Here is a 15,548-nt window from a genome sequence, read left to right as displayed (position 1 = left end):
AACGATGGAAACACAAAAAAGAATGACTACAGAAACAGCTTATCGAGATCCGAAAATGATGGAAACCGAAAAAGAAATGATTGTAGAAGCAGCTTATAAAGCCCCAAAAATAGTTAAGCCCAAAAAAGGTATGACTACAGAAGTGATATATCGTTGTTTTATATATGTAGCACTGATTACGTTAGCAATTTCTATTATTATTCCTGTTGCATGGGTTTTCTTAGCCTCAGTGAAGAAAAACTCGGAGTTTTATGGAAGTCCTTGGGCCATGCCGAAAAGTTTCTATTTTCAAAACTTTATCGATGCTTTCCAAAAAGCAAACATGGGTACCTATATGTTGAATTCAGTCATGGTAACTGCGTTGGCTCTGCTCATTTTATTGATTGTGGCCTTACCAGCAGCCTATGTGTTGGCAAGGTATACCTTTAGAGGAAGCAAGTTAATAAATACTTTTTTTAAAGCTGGATTATTCATCAATGTGAACTACATTGTTGTTCCAATTTTCTTGATGTTATTGGACGGGGATACCTTTTTACGAGGCCAACTGGGTGATGGATTTTTACTAGACAATTTATTTATTTTAGCTGTGGTATATGCGGCGACGGCATTACCATTTACCATTTACTTGCTGTCTAGTTTTTTTCAATCACTTCCATCTACGTATGAGGAAGCGGCGTTGGTCGATGGTGCAGGATATTTCAAAACAATGATTTCAGTCATGATTCCGATAGCTCGTCCAAGTATTATTGCCGTTATTTTATTTAATTTTCTTGCCTTTTGGAACGAATATATTATTGCCTTAACATTAATCCCGGGACCGAATAAAACGTTACCTGTTGGGTTAATGAACTTGATGGCAGCTCAGAAATCTGCTGCGAACTATGGTCAAATGTATGCAGGTATGGTTCTTGTCATGCTGCCAACTTTGATTTTATATATCATTGTTCAAAAAAAATTAACACAAGGAATGTCCCTTGGTGGTTTAAAGGATTAGAGGAGGATTTACATGAAAAAGAAAAAAGGCCGCGTTACTTTACCGAGTGAAGAAAATTTTCTTAAGGAAACAAAAGAATTGATGGAACGATGGGGTGCGGATGCGATTCGCGATAGTGATGGAACGAAACTAGACGATGATATTAAACAATTGGATGCGAAAATTTATACGACCTATTTTGTTGCTCGAGCTCACAATGAGTTTGCAGAGAAGCACATGGATGAATGCCAGCAGCTTTATTTAATGAGCTTATTCAATACAGCGCTTACTGACAGCCTTGAAATTGATTTTATGAAGGGCTACTTTGAGGAACAATTAAAGCCGGATTACACTCACAGTCCTAAAAAATACTGGGAGGTTATCGATCGGACGACAGGAGAAATTGTTGACGCTAATGATTGGGAAGTAAACGACGAAAAAAATCGTGTCTTGATTACGAATGCGATTCCTTGGCATGAATATACGGTTTCATTCCTAGTTTATGCGATTTGGGATCCAACCCAAATGTACAATCATATTACTAATAATTGGGGCGATAAGCCACATGATATTCCTTTTGATGTCAGGCGGCCACATTCCAATGAATTTATGAAAACCTATTTAAAACAATGGCTGACAGAAAATAAAGATACAGATGTGGTCAGGTTTACAACATTTTTCTATCATTTTACCCTTGTGTTCAATAATCTTGGTAAAGAGAAATTTGTCGATTGGTTCGGATATGGTGCTAGTGTTTCAGTTGCTGCTTTGGATGCTTTTCAAAAAGAAAAGGGTTATCGCTTAAGACCAGAGGACATTGTTGATCAAGGTTATTATAATACTGCGTTTCGAATTCCAACTACCGCATTTTTAGATTATATAGATTTTGTTCATAAGTTCGTTGCTGAAGAAGCAAAGAAACTTGTGGATATTGTCCATGAAAGTGGAAAAGAAGCAATGATGTTCCTTGGTGATAACTGGATTGGTACAGAACCATATGGGAAATACTTTGAAAATATCGGATTGGACGCAGTTGTAGGCAGTGTGGGCGGCGGAGCCACACTACGTATGATTGCAGATATACCACATGTTCGTTACACAGAAGGGCGTTTCTTACCTTATTTCTTCCCAGACACTTTTTACGAAGGTAACAACCCGACGATTGAAGCGAATGAAAACTGGTTAACGGCACGCAGAGCGTTATTACGGAACCCTGTTGATCGTATCGGCTATGGCGGTTATTTAAGTCTAGCTTATCAATTCCCGGAATTTATCTCCTATATTGAAAAAGTTACCGAGGAATTTCGTGAAATTCATGACACAATTAAAGGTGTTCAACCATACAGCGGTCTTAAAGTTGCAATTTTGAATTCTTGGGGCAAGTTGAGAACTTGGCAAACACATATGGTTGCTCACGCTCTATGGTATAAACAAATTTATTCTTATTTAGGTGTTTTGGAATCTTTGAGCGGGGCTGCTGTGGAAGTTTCGTTCATTAGTTTTGATGATGTCATTAACGAGGGGATACCTGAGGGTATTGACGTTATCATTAATGCCGGTGATGTAGGCACAGCTTTCTCAGGAGGGGCTAATTGGATTAATGAAAAGTTAGTCACTACAATTAGGGCCTGGATGTATAACGGTGGAGGTTTCATAGGTATTGGCGAACCGACAGCCTATCAGCATGAAGGACATTATTTTCAATTGGCGAACGTCTTAGGTGTTGACAAAGAATTAGGATTTAGCTTATCAACAGATAAATATTTTATTAATCCTGTTGAAAATCACTTTATTTCTACTGACAGCACCCAATTTGATTTTGGTGAAGGAATGAAAAACATTTATGCGTTATCAGATAAAACCGAAATAATAGAATATTCAAATGGAGAAGTTCATCTTTCAAGTCATCCGTTTGGAGAAGGTAGAGCAGTCTATATAGCAGGGCTGCCATACAGTGAAGAAAATACACGTCTTCTGATGCGCGCGTTATACTATGCTGCTAATAAAGAAGGAGAATTTCAAAAGTATCATGCGAGCAACATTTATTGTGAAGTCCATGCATATCCATCTATTCAAAAAATGGCGATTGTTAACAACTCGATGATCGAACAAAAGACAGTTGTATATGACGGGCAAGGAAACAAAAAAGAAGTGGTATTGGCACCTAGTGAAATCAGATGGGAGGATTTTTCAAATGAAGACTAATATTGTATTCATTATTAAAATTGTTGTGTTTATCGTATGCCTGTCTTTAATTATCATCTACCAAAAGACAGCTGGTAAATTCGAATTAGGTATGATGTTGATTGGATTAGCTGGTCTCTTAGGGCTACTGTATGACTACAATCGGAAATACGTATAAATCAACCAGGGCAAGTGAATTAATTAAGGAATCGCACATATATGTTCAACGATAACAATTATAGAAAATTACTCAATACTTCAAATATAAACCTAGGGGTGCGGACAAATGAAAAAGGCAGTCGGCATTGATATTGGGGGAACGAAAATTGCAGCGGGAGTCATTTCGGACACAGGCGAACTGCTTGAACGAGCGGAAATAAAAAGTGATCCTTCAGACCGAGAAAAAATGTTTGGTAAAGTTGTAGAAGCTGTGGAGCAAGTTCTCAGAAAATCATCGATTTCCATCGCGGATATCGAGGGAATTGGTGTTGGGGTACCGGGAAAAGTGGATTTCGAGAAGGGAATTGCCGTTTTTCAAAACAATTTACCTTGGAGGCAGTTTCCTATTTCGGTCCGTTTGCAAGAGAAATTTGGTATTCAGCGGATCACGATTGACAATGATGTCTATATGGCGGCTTATGCGGAATGGAGAGCAGCACATGTAAAAGAGGATGAAACCTTTGTCTACGTGACTATAAGTACGGGAATATCTTGTTCTATTATTCATAAAGGCTCATTTTTTAGAGGGGCAGGATTTGCTGGAGAACTAGGTTTGATTCCCGTCCTCACGAGAGGGGGCAATGAACGATTAGAAAAAATTGCTGCTGGGCCAGGGATTCAGAGAATAGCCGAAAGGGACTTACAGGTAGATACGATTTCAACAAAGGATGTTTTTGCTAGTTATATAAATGGGGTACCAGAATATCAGTCCATCATCAATGAGGTAACTGATTATTTAGCTCAAGGTCTTTATAAGATTTCCTGTTTATTAGATCCGCATAAAATGGTTTTTGGTGGCAGTGTCATTGTGAAAAATCCATTTCTACTAGAGTTGATTAAAGCGAAGCTGAAAAGGTATCAGCTTCCAGAGCAACAACATCTTTTGGAACAGATGAGCATCAGTACATTGGCACAAAATAATGGAGTTACTGGTGCAGGATTACGAGTATTTGAAGGTATGTAATGGGGCGCACCAGTCTTCTTTTATGGAGAGCATGATGGCAAATAGGTAGAGGAGTGGACAAATATGTTTACATTAAGTCAAGAAAACTTAGTTTTGTTAGGTGCATCGATAACAACAGCGGAAATAAAACGGCAGCCTGATTTATGGGCCGAAACCTGTGCTTTGTATATGGAGAAAAGAGAGGGAATTGAAGAGTTTTTGCAAAAAATAGTAATGAAACACAGCCGGGTTCGAGTTATTTTTACAGGCGCTGGAACATCTGCCTATGTTGGTGATACAGTCACCCCTTATTTAATAGAAAAAGTCGATGAACAACAGTGGGAAGTACTAAGTATTCCGACAACCACGTTAGTTTCGAATCCTTACCAATTTTTCAAAAAGGATTATCCAACCTTACTCGTTTCATTTGCAAGAAGCGGGAACAGCCCGGAAAGTGTTGCTGCCGTACAATTAGCTGAGCAAATAGTAACGGATTTGTATCAAATAACGATTACTTGTGCGAAAGACGGTAAATTAGCCAAACGGGCCGTGAATAATGAAAAAAATTTATTGCTATTGATGCCTGAAAAATCGAATGATCAAGGATTTGCTATGACAGGAAGTTATACTTGCATGGCGTTAACAGCATTACTCGTTTTTGATTCTATATCGGCCGAAGAAAAATCAAAGATAGTGAAAAAAATTCATCAAATGGGTGAAAGTGTCATTCAAAGAGAAGACGTCATCAAAGAGATAGTAGATTTTGATTTTGACCGAATTATTTACTTAGGTTCTGGTAGTTTAGAAGGCTTAGCGAAAGAATCACAATTAAAAATATTAGAACTGACAGCTGGAAAAATTGTTACCGCATTTGATTCACCGTTAGGATTCAGGCACGGTCCAAAATCATTTGTAAACGAAAAATCATTAGTTTTCGTGTTTGTTTCTAACCATCCGTATACACGTCAATATGATTTAGATATGTTAAAAGAAATGCAGCAGGACGACGTTGCCAGTTATATTTGTGCCATCGAGGTTGATGGAGAAACTAATTATGCTGGAAACAGATTTGTATTCGGCAGAGAGGCTCAGTCTGTACCAGATGCATACTTAGCATTACCTTTTGTCATGATTGGGCAGACTGTCTCACTGTTAGCTTCCGTGAAAGTAGGCAATACACCGGATACACCTTCACCGACAGGAACAGTGAACCGTGTCGTTAAAGGTGTTACCATCTACGAATATGAGTAACTAGGATAGGAGAAACATATATGTCTATTTTTATCTTTGCAGATAAGTTTTTTCTTGAGGAGATGGTTACGGGGCCTGGATTTTTAGAAATAAAAGACGGAAAATTCTGTGTTTTTTCGGAAACTAGGCCAGAGGACACGGCAGAAATTATTGAGTATAGAGGAAATTGGATCGCTCCAGGCCTAGTAGACACACATATTCATGGATTTAGAAATCACGACATTATGGACAATAGTTTTGGGGGGCTGAACCAAATTTCGGTAGGACTTCTTTCTTGCGGCGTTACATCCTTTTTACCGACAACTTTAACATCCTCAATAGAATCGTTAAATCATGTCGTTGAAATGATTGGTGCCAACTACACAAAAGTGCAAGGTGCAAAAATTAAAGGAATCTTTTTAGAAGGACCGTTTTTTACTGAAAAGCATAAAGGAGCACAAAACACGAAATATTTTTGTGACCCATCAGTTGAAATGTTGAAAGTTTGGCAGGAATTATCAAATAATGCTATTAAAAAAATCGCGATTGCACCTGAAAGAAAAGGGGCAGCGGAATTTATTGAATATGCTGTAGGGGAAGGAATTGCTGTGGCGTTGGCCCACAGTGACGCAACTTATGAAGAAGCAAAGCAAGCGGTAGAAAAAGGAGCTTCCATTTTTGTTCATACTTTCAATGGAATGAGTCCATTACACCATCGTGAGCCAGGGATGGTCGGAGCGGCCATGAATCTAAAAGATGTTTTTGCCGAAATCATATGTGATGGACATCATGTTCATCCTGTTGCCTCAAATGTTTTAATGAATATCCGCGGCAGAGAAAAGGTAGTAATGGTGTCCGATTGTATGATGGCTGGAGGTATGCCTGAAGGAACTTATCAACTGGGAGAATTTCCTGTGAAAGTAAAAGAGGGGATGGCTCGTTTGGAAAGTGGAAGTTTAGCAGGTAGCATTTTGCAATTAAAAGATGCTGTCAAAAATGTCGTCGAGTGGGGAATTGCCACGCCTGAGGAAGCGATTTACATGGCGAGTACTGCACCAGCCAAAAGTATGCAGCTCGATGGCGAATGCGGGAAGATTGCCGAGGGATATGCTGCGGACTTTATTGTGATTACGCCAACGATGGATGTAATTGCTACTTATCTTGATGGTGTATGTCGTTTTCAAGCTTAAACAATTTTCTGAAAGAGGGATTACTAATGATTTTATCTGTCACCATGAATCCATCGGTCGATATTTCCTATCCGATTCATGAATTAAAGTTAGATGTTGTTAACCGTGTGGAAACGGTTCATAAAACTGCTGGTGGAAAAGGCTTGAATGTTGCGCGAGTGATCGCTCAAATGGATGAAGTTGTCCTAGCGACAGGTGTGCTTGGTGGTACGATTGGTGAATACATTATTCAAGAATTAAATAAAGTCAATATTCCAAATGACTTTTTGAAAATCAAAAAAGAATCAAGAAATTGTATTGCCATTCTTCATGAAGGGATGCAAACAGAGATTTTAGAATCTGGTCCAACACTATCCAATGAAGAAGGGGTTAGTTTTTTAGAGAAATTCGAATTTTTACTTACAACAGTTTCACTTGTGACAATTTCAGGCAGTTTGCCGAAAGGGTTACCGACTAATTTTTATTATCAAATGCTAGAAATCTGTCATAAAAATGAAATTCCAGTAATTATGGATTCGTCAGGAGAATCTTTGAAACAAGCGATGGTGCATAAAGAAAAACCATTGGCCATTAAACCAAATATAGCGGAATTATCTCAGCTGTTGGGCATAAACATGGAAGCGGGAAGCATAGATCTGAAGCAAGCATTAAACCATGAACTATTTACTGGAATTGAGTGGGTTATCGTATCAATGGGTGGTGAAGGTGCATTTGTTAGGCACGGCGATGATTATTACAGAGTTACGATTCCAAAAATAGAATTGGTCAATCCTGTAGGGTCTGGTGATGCGACAGTTGCCGGGTTAGCTGTGGCACTACATCAACATAAAACAATCGAGACTGTTCTTAAAACGGCGATGACGACAGGAATGTTAAATACGATGGAAGCTGGAACTGGTTATATTAATGTGAATAAGTTTAAACAATACTTTGATCTCGTTAAAGTTGAAAAAATAGATTGATAGAGGAGAATGTTGATGTTAGAACTAACCAAAAATAAATTGGAAGCTCTAAAACGTTTATCTGCTGAAAATGGCATAATTGGAGCATTGGCTATTGATCAACGTGGTTCATTAAAAAAAATGATTGCGTCTGGCGGTGCAAGTCATGTTGGAGAGGAGGGTATTATCCGTTTCAAAGAATTAGTTTCTGAGGAATTAACACCATTTGCTACAGCGATTCTTTTGGACCCTGAATACGGTCTGCCAGCGGCTAAGGTCCGCGATAAAGAATCGGGCTTAATCGTAGCGTATGAAAAAACTGGATACGATGCATCAGAAGTAGGTCGGTTGCCGGATTTATTACCAGAATGGTCAGTGAAACGATTAAAGGAAGCGGGTGCCGATGCTATTAAATTTTTACTCTACTATGATGTCAATGAAGATGAAAAAATTAATAATTATAAACATGTCTATATGGAACGTATCGGATCAGAGTGTGTAGCTGAAGACATACCATTTTTCTTAGAGATTGTTACTTATGATGCTGACAATGATGATGTGAAAAGTAAAGCATACGCAAAAATAAAACCGTATAAAGTGATTGAGGCCATGAAGGAGTTCTCGAAACCTCAATATAAAGTAGATGTATTAAAAGTAGAAGTTCCAGTAGATATGAACTATGTGGAAGGATATACAGAAGGTGAATTTGTTTACAGTAAAGAAAAGGCAGCTTCCTATTTCAAAGAACAAAGTGAAGCAACCGAGTTGCCATTTATATTTCTGAGTGCAGGAGTAAGCGCAAAATTATTTCAAGAAACATTAAAATTTGCTAAAGACTCCGGATCTACCTTTAACGGGGTGTTATGTGGTCGGGCAACTTGGAAAGACGGTGTTATACCGTTTGCTATAGGCGGTGAACAAGCAGGTCGTGATTGGTTAAAAGATATTGGTAAAAGGAATACTGAAGAACTAAATATCGTATTGAAAGAGACAGCTAACTCATGGTTTGCTAAAGTAAAAGTAACAGCTGAGCTTCAAAGTTAGTACAATATCTTTTCCTCCATATGGCCTTCATTTCTTGAACATATATTTGTACTAGAACGACTTTTTAAATGGAATGAAGAAAAATGAGTAGGCATTCGTCTGCTCATTTTTTTATGCGTTCAATATGGTCACACATTTTGGGGTGAAAGCCCAGAACAGTTAAGGTAGTAGTAATCATGACTAAGGGGAGGGGGATAACTTTTTCGTATATATAAACCGAAGAATATTAATTATCGTGTAAAATCAAATCGATTGAATTTAGTAAGATTCAAAAATACACATAAAAAGGTGAAATTACCCTTATTTTGTAAGCGTTTTAAAAAGACAATATAACTAAAAAAAGAAACAATATCTTTATTGAGTGGGCACTTGAAAAAAACTATTCTAAAGATAAGTAAAAGCGGTACCTTTCAGGTTTTGGTATATTTTAAAAATGAATGTGCAGGTATTGTTTTTAACTGAAATTTAAATTTCAAAGGGGGAGAAGAATTGGAGAGTAAGCATTTCAAGAGAGCTTTTAATACCCTTCTTGCACTTGTGCTAATTGTGCCAACATTTTTAGTTAGCATGATTGTGCCATTACATGTAGGAGCAAATGTGTCTAATCCATGGGTTACAATTTCATCTGGAGGAAACGAAATCAATGCAATAATAGAACAAAATGGGAAGTCCTATGTAAGGCTTGGAGCAGGTGCCGGAAATGATAATGGGGCTAAAGCTGCAATTTTTCAAGACCAAAATAAAATCGCTAAAGAATCGGGAACGATGGCGTATACCTTTACTCCAGAAACCAGTGGAGAAGATACTAGATTTGGTTTCTATCCTCACTATATTGACAATAATAACTTCGTTTTTGTAGGCTACGACTCACTTGGATGGTTCTATGAATACAAATATCAAGGAAAAGGTGATTGGTTAAAAACGAGACCGAATGTTCCACTTCCAGAGGCTGGAACTTCGCACTCTATTAAAATTGATTATAATAAAACCACTTTGAATATTACATTAGATGGAAAAGATTTATTTGGACCGGTTACTTTATCTAATGATGTAAATAATCTCCTTACAGGTAAGGAAGCGGTTAAACTTGGTGCTTTTGGAGGTAAAAACAGTCAAGTACTCATTGAATTAGGAAATGCGCCTGGGGATGGAGGTACAGATCCAGGAGATGAAAAACTTGTCGACATTACAGATAATAAACTGGAAGAAGGCGACCTTAAAATTATCTCAGGCGACGGAAATGTTACCTATAATGAAGATGGTTCAGCAACTTTTGGTGTTACATCTACCCAAAAGAATCGAATTGTATACAACCAAATGAAAGCGATTAAAAATGGTGTTTTTGAAGCGGATGTTACTACTAATACTGATAAAATGAATCGCTTTGGATTAATCTATCGTGTTCAAAATCCATCTACATACACATATGTGGGAACAGGGGATACGAACGATCAGTATTTTGGTGAAACATTTGGACCTATAAACAATTGGACGTCGATGACTTCAAATGTGCCGTTAAAAGCAAAACAAACATACCATTTACGCTTAGTATTCATGGACGATGTTGCAACGTTATACATTGATGGTAAAAAGATAGATTCTTGGACTTTAACAGGTGGTGTAGATCAAGCGGGCTTACTAGGGTTTGAAAAAAGCCGAGGTGCTGCCGATATTACGATTTCAAATGTCAAAATAAAGGAATATAGTGCACCAAAACCTCCAGATACTCCACCAGTAGAAGATACATTAAAGTCAAAGTATATGGACGTCACAATTGATCAAGTATTCCCGCGGATTGTGAAATACAAAGTTGGCGATAAAGTAATGAGTGGACAGGAAGCTCCTGTTTACGGATTGAAAGTAAATGGCGGACTCTACTATCCTAAAGTAAACTTTGAAAAGTTAAACGATAGTGAAGCGCTATATACATTAAAAGTTGTGGATGAAATGAAAAACATTGATGCTGTATTTAAAGTATCTTTGAAGGTGAATGATAATAAGGTTGTTTATAGTTTCGATGAAATTAAAAATAATGGTAGTGCAAAAATTGAAACAGTTGAGTTTGCTGATATGAACGTTATCTCAGTAAATTCGGAGCAAAAAGGTGCCAAAGCTAAATTAACGAATATAAGTACTGATGTTAGGAAATCAGGAGATGTGGATGTAAGCGTAGATTCTTCCATGGGGGAAATAGGTACATCTACTAAAAATTACACTGCATTTTTGTCAACTGACGAATTGAGTGCGGGTGTATGGTCCAGTTCAGAAGTGGATGGCTATAAAAACTTAGTTGCAAATCGATATGTAAATAAAAATGGTGCTAAGGCAATGGGGATAGGTTCTAGTGCACTCTATTACCAAAGAGATTTTATGTCAGAACCACAAAAAAATAAACCAACTATTAAAATAGCTATTGCTAAAGATTTGAATAATGATAATAAGACAGATTGGCAAGATGCGGCGATTGCATACCGTGATATTATGCAAGATATTAAAGGATATCAAGATGTAAACAATAATGTTGGAATGCGTATTGCAATGAATTTCGGATCACAAGCACAACAACCATTCTTAAAAACAGCAGATAATGTTAAAAAGGTTGCTCTTGCTACAGATGAATTGGGGCAAGCTGTAATATTAAAAGGATATGCAAACGAAGGACATGACAGCGGTCATCCAGATTATGGTGATGTGGGTGAACGTATGGGCGGCGTTAAAGATTTAAATACGCTTATTAAAGAGGGGCGTAAGTATAATACCCAATTTGGTGTCCATATAAATGCGCAAGAAACTTATCCTGAAGCGAAAGCTTTCAATAATGATTTTATTGATCGTCCAAGTTCTTTAGGATGGGGATGGTTAGATCAATCTTATACAATTAATAAATTAAAAGATTTGTATTCTGGAGCGCGTGCGAAAAGACTAGACGAATTGAAAACTGCTGTTCCTGATCTTGACTTTATTTATTTGGATGTATGGTATCAAAATCAATGGGAATCAAATAGAATAGCAGATCAATTTAAAGATAGGGGCTGGAGACTAACAACGGAATTTGGTGGTTCTATGGCCAATTATTCAACGTGGCAACACTGGGCTACCGATAAAAACTACGGTGGACCGGAAAGCAAAGGTATCAACTCAGAAGTACTACGCTTTATTAGCAATCACCAAAGAGATTCTTGGGTATTGAATTGGCCTGAAGTAGGAGGAACTGCTGATCATCCATTGCTTGGTGGATTTGAATTAGCTGGTTTCGAAGGGTGGCAATCTGATAAGAATTTTGATAATTTTATTCGCATGACATTTGATACAAATCTACCTACTAAATTCTTACAAAAATATTATGTAACGAATTGGACAGCTGTAGAAGGGGATAAAAGTAAGACAAACTTAGAAAAGGAAATAAAATTGAAAGACCCAAGTAATAGTGATGTTGTCGATGTAACTAGAAAAGACAATTCTAGGGAGCGTGTTATTACACTAAATGGAAATGTTATACTTGATGGCCACGCTTATTTAATTCCTTGGGTGAAACAAGACTTTAAAAATCCAACTTCTGATTCTGAAAAACTATATCACTGGAATTTGGAAGGTGGTACAACTACTTGGACACTTCCAGATGAATATAAGAATGTATCTAGTGTCTATGTATATAAACTGACAGATCTCGGTAGAGCAGATATGAAAGAAGTCAAGGTCGTAAATAATAAGGTAACTTTGACAGCTAGTGCGGCAACTCCTTATGTTGTTGTACCAAAAAGAGATAAAGGTTTGGAAATCCTTGACTATGATTGGAGCAAGGGTGCTCATATATATGACACGGGATTCAATACAGGAAAAGTAAGTGCATATACAACTATTCAAGGTGATAACAAAGCTGTAAGCGCCGTTAGAACGAATCAAACTGGAAGCAACCGTAATGTAAGTAGTGGAGATTACTACTTGAATATTGATAGTCCGTCAAAAGATACAACTGTTTCCCGTGTCCTTACTGGTTTGGAACCAGGTAAAGAATATGTAGCAGAGGTATATGTTGAAAACAATAGTGATGTAAAGGCCGGAATTACAGTAACAGGTGGGAAAGAAGACGTTAACAATTACACACTTCGCAGCCTGCAAAAGAACTATGTCAAGGCAGATTCACATGCCTCAAATGATGGATATAATAGCAAAATGCAAATCATGCAAGTAAGCTTTACAGCTGTAACTAATAAAGCTAAATTAACTCTCAGCCGTGATGCTGGAAAAGGAAACACAAGATTTGATGATATTCGGATCGTTCAAAAGTCCTTAAAAAATTATGCCTCACCGACGGAATTTAAACAAGATTTTGAATCGGTAGTACAAGGTATTTACCCATTCGTTATTGGTAACACAGAAGGGGTAGAAGACAACAGAATTCATCTGTCTGAGCTGCATGCTCCATATACGCAAAAAGGCTGGGCAGGTAAAAAATTAGTCGACGATGTATTAGGTGGGAATTGGTCCGTTAAAGTGAACACTGGAAATAAAGGTTTGCTGTACCGTACTATTCCTCAAAATTATCGTTTCGAACCTGGCATAACTTATAAAGTATCATTTGACTATCAAACAACAGCAACTGCATTCCGCTTTATTTCAGGGGATCAAGAAATTGATGTTCGAGACATTGCGAGTGCAAAGGGATTGAGTGTGAATAACACCCTTACTGCATCTACTGATACAAAAACAGCAGAGTTTACTGTGACAGGTTCTGAGAACGGTCAAACTTATGTCGGAATTTTCAGTGATGGAACGAATTTAAACGGGGATACCGGAGCAGGTACGTTTATTTTAGATAATTTACGTATTGAAAGGCTAGCAGCAGGGGGACAGACACAGAGATAAAGAGCAGGGTTTAAGTTAAAGGTAGTTTTATAGCTAGTGTAATATCGTAAATGAAAGGCCTATCTCGGTGGAGATAGGCCTTATTGTGTTCATTGAATCGTCTGAAATCGTTCTTCCAGAAATGTTACTTTTTATGTGTTTAGTGAGATGTTAAAAATGAAAAGCAAGATGTCTAAAAAATATGACAAGATGTTGATTGTAGAAGTGTTTTTACGTACGTATAATGTAACAAAATAGCTTGCTAAATGGGCGATTCAAGTATGCTAATAGCTTCTTTGGAGAAAACAAAATGTATATTAGAATGGTGGTTATCCCATACGCCTGTTCATAAAATTATAAAAGGTACATAGAATTTGCATCGTAACAATACAAACCGCTATAAGGTTAGAGGAGGTATATACTGATGATATATCAAGCTATCCAGCAGTTAATCAATCGTGCTATTGAAGTCCAATTGATTGAAAAAGAAGATGAAATATATACAAGGAATCAAATCCTTTCCTTACTTCGTTTAGATGACTTTGTAGTGGAAGCGTCAGCGCCCGTAAAGAAAGCAATTCCGGAGTTATTGGAAGAGTTAATTGAATATGCTTGTATGCATAAAGTCATTGAGGCAGTAATGGACGAGAAGGAGATTTTAGCAAGTGCAATTATGGATGTTTTTATGTCTAAACCGTCCGTTATCAATTCTCTGTTTTATGAAAAATACGAACAAAATCCGAAGGCTGCGACAAATTACTTCTATGAGTTAAGTAAAAACAGTAACTATATCCAAATGAAGCAAATTGCCAAAAATATAAATTATAAAGTAAATACGGAATATGGACCCATTGATATTACAATTAATTTATCAAAACCGGAAAAAGACCCGAAACAAATTGCTAGAGAGAGAGTATTGGAAAGTACAAATTATCCAAAATGTTTACTATGTATTGAGAATGAAGGATATAGAGGAAGAAGTGGACATCCAGCACGTTCGAATCATCGTATGATCCGTATGAATCTTACAGATGAAAGCTGGTTTCTACAGTATTCTCCGTATATATATTTCAATGAACACTGTATTGTATTGTCTTCAGAACACCGGGATATGAAAATTGACCGTCAAACATTTTTACGTTTGTTAAAATTTGTAGAAAAATTCCCGCATTATTTCCTTGGTTCCAATGCAGATTTGCCAATTGTAGGAGGATCTATTCTTACACATGACCATTATCAAGGTGGAAACTATGAATTTGCTATGGCTAATGCATCAAACGACCTAATTTTTGAACTCACTAACTTTCCAAAAATGCAATGTTCTATTATTAAATGGCCTATGTCAGTTATTCGCTTAAGAAGTAACGACATAGAACAAATAGTAAATGCAGGGGAGTACATATTAGAGAGGTGGAAGGGATATAGTGATCCTTCTGTTCATATATTTGCATTTGCGAATGATGTTCTGCATAATACGATTACGCCGATTGCTCGCTATCGGAATAATATGTACGAATTGGACCTTGTTTTGCGGAACAATCGTACAAGTGACGAACATCCACTAGGTATTTTCCACCCCCATGCGGAAATACAGCATATTAAAAAGGAAAATATCGGTCTGATTGAAGTAATGGGGTTAGCTGTACTTCCTGCTCGATTAAAAATAGAGCTTCAGGAAGTAGAGAAATTCTTACTTCACATTCCAAGTGATATTCCAACGCCTCATATACGATGGGCAGAACAATTAAAAATCAAATATGACAATCGGATACATGAACAAAATGTACAGGAGATTATAAGAGAAGAAGTGGGAAGAAAATTTATACAGGCGCTTGAAGATGCTGGTGTTTTTAAACGAGATGAAGAAGGGATATCGGCATTTAAACGTTTTATTCAGACCTTAAATTAGGAATGGACTTAGTAGTTATAGTAATTACAAAATGACCTAATTAAATGATAAGGGAGGTAATAATATGGGG

The 15,548-nt window shown here is 37.2% G+C and carries 10 protein-coding genes; all 10 read left to right on the top strand.

Going from position 1 to position 15,548, the window contains the following annotated elements; genetic code table 11:
* Positions 1-4 precede the first annotated feature (4 nt).
* The 10 genes from KVT31_RS06485 to galT all read left to right on the top strand — a co-directional run bounded on the left by KVT31_RS06485 (position 5) and on the right by galT (position 15,478).
* Positions 5-994, top strand: coding sequence for a carbohydrate ABC transporter permease (locus tag KVT31_RS06485; protein WP_088096103.1), 990 nt, complete (start codon positions 5-7; stop codon positions 992-994).
* A gap of 12 nt (positions 995-1,006) precedes the next feature.
* Positions 1,007-3,178, top strand: coding sequence for a 1,3-beta-galactosyl-N-acetylhexosamine phosphorylase (gene gnpA, locus KVT31_RS06480; RefSeq protein ID WP_088096104.1), 2,172 nt, complete (start codon positions 1,007-1,009; stop codon positions 3,176-3,178).
* Positions 3,168-3,335 carry a DUF6903 family protein gene (locus tag KVT31_RS06475; RefSeq protein ID WP_170930131.1) on the top strand — a complete coding sequence of 56 codons (168 nt, stop codon included), beginning with the start codon at positions 3,168-3,170 and terminating at the stop codon, positions 3,333-3,335. Before gnpA ends, KVT31_RS06475 begins: the two co-directional genes overlap by 11 nt.
* A 108-nt stretch (positions 3,336-3,443) precedes the next feature.
* Positions 3,444-4,340: an ROK family protein gene (locus tag KVT31_RS06470; protein ID WP_088096105.1), complete on the top strand. Its 897-nt coding sequence runs from the start codon at positions 3,444-3,446 to the stop codon at positions 4,338-4,340.
* A gap of 63 nt (positions 4,341-4,403) precedes the next feature.
* Entirely contained in the window at positions 4,404-5,570 is a 1,167-nt protein-coding gene (locus KVT31_RS06465) for an SIS domain-containing protein (protein ID WP_088096106.1), read from the top strand.
* A 20-nt stretch (positions 5,571-5,590) separates the two neighbouring features.
* Entirely contained in the window at positions 5,591-6,739 is a 1,149-nt protein-coding gene (gene nagA, locus KVT31_RS06460) for an N-acetylglucosamine-6-phosphate deacetylase (protein ID WP_088096107.1), read from the top strand.
* Positions 6,740-6,765: 26 nt separating this feature from the next.
* Positions 6,766-7,701 (top strand): tagatose-6-phosphate kinase, encoded by a 936-nt coding sequence (gene lacC, locus KVT31_RS06455; RefSeq protein WP_088096108.1) that lies wholly within the window; start codon positions 6,766-6,768, stop codon positions 7,699-7,701.
* A gap of 15 nt (positions 7,702-7,716) precedes the next feature.
* Positions 7,717-8,724 (top strand): tagatose-bisphosphate aldolase, encoded by a 1,008-nt coding sequence (gene lacD / locus KVT31_RS06450; protein WP_088096109.1) that lies wholly within the window; start codon positions 7,717-7,719, stop codon positions 8,722-8,724.
* A gap of 489 nt (positions 8,725-9,213) precedes the next feature.
* Entirely contained in the window at positions 9,214-13,590 is a 4,377-nt protein-coding gene (locus KVT31_RS06445) for an endo-alpha-N-acetylgalactosaminidase family protein (protein ID WP_088096110.1), read from the top strand.
* A 403-nt stretch (positions 13,591-13,993) separates the two neighbouring features.
* Positions 13,994-15,478, top strand: coding sequence for a UDP-glucose--hexose-1-phosphate uridylyltransferase (gene galT / locus KVT31_RS06440; RefSeq protein WP_088096111.1), 1,485 nt, complete (start codon positions 13,994-13,996; stop codon positions 15,476-15,478).
* The last annotated feature ends 70 nt before the right edge of the window (positions 15,479-15,548 follow it).

This window comes from Bacillus sp. GbtcB14 (genome assembly GCF_019091205.1).
Taxonomy (GTDB): domain Bacteria; phylum Bacillota; class Bacilli; order Bacillales; family Bacillaceae_G; genus Bacillus_A; species Bacillus_A cereus_AG.
Note: the sequence above shows the minus strand (reverse complement) of the source record. Positions and strands in the feature narration are given on the sequence as shown.